Here is an 806-nt window from a genome sequence, read left to right on the forward strand (position 1 = left end):
ACGCTGCCGCCGCGGCCGTGGAACAGGCGCATGCGTACATCGTATTTTTTGAAGAGTTCGACCAAGCCCAATTCGGCCTGATACAGACACCATGAGCTGGTAACGTAGCCGCCGTCTTTGTTGGAGTCGGAGTAGCCGAGCATGATTTCTTGGATGTTGCCGCGACTTTCGAGCAGGGCGTCATACCAGTCGAGGCGGAACATGGTTTCCATGACCGGACAGGCGTTTTCGAGCGCTTCGATGGTTTCAAACAGAGGCACGATGTTGATGCGGCTGCGCGGTTTGCCGTTTTCAACCGTCAACAGGCCGCTTTCTTTCAGCAGCAATGCCAAGGCGAGTAGGTCGCTGGGTTGTTCGCAGTTGGAAATAATGCTTTGCGTCACGGCATCTTCGCCGAATTCGTCTTTGATTTTGCGTGCTTCGTTGAAAATTGCCAGCTCGTGGCGGGTATGGTCGCTGTATGTGATGAACGGGCTGTACAACGGGCGTTGATGGCTCAATTCGCGCAACAGGGCGGCTTGTTTTTGCTCTTCGTTCAGGCTGTTGTAGTCTTCCAAACCTGCGTGTTGGAAAAGCTCGGCAACCACATCGGCGTGTTTGCCTGCGTGTTGGCGCAGGTCGAGCGGCATCATGTGGAAACCGAACACGGACACGCTGCGGATAATGTCGGCCAGACGGCCTTCTGCCAGCAGTTGGCTGCCGTTTTCGTGGAGCGAGCGTTGCAGTTTTTTCAGGTCGTTGAGGAACTCTTCAACCGTGGCATAAGGCTCGAGGAAGCCGAATTTGCAGCCCATGCCCAAACCGAG

The 806-nt window shown here is 55.2% G+C and carries 1 protein-coding gene; it reads right to left on the reverse strand.

Annotated features, from left to right (window positions below; all coding sequences use genetic code 11):
* On the reverse strand, window positions 1-806 hold an 806-nt coding region (locus ACTHUM_RS15990), incomplete at both ends, for a phosphoenolpyruvate carboxylase (RefSeq protein WP_440403420.1).

The organism is Neisseria sp. P0021.S006 (assembly GCF_051956895.1).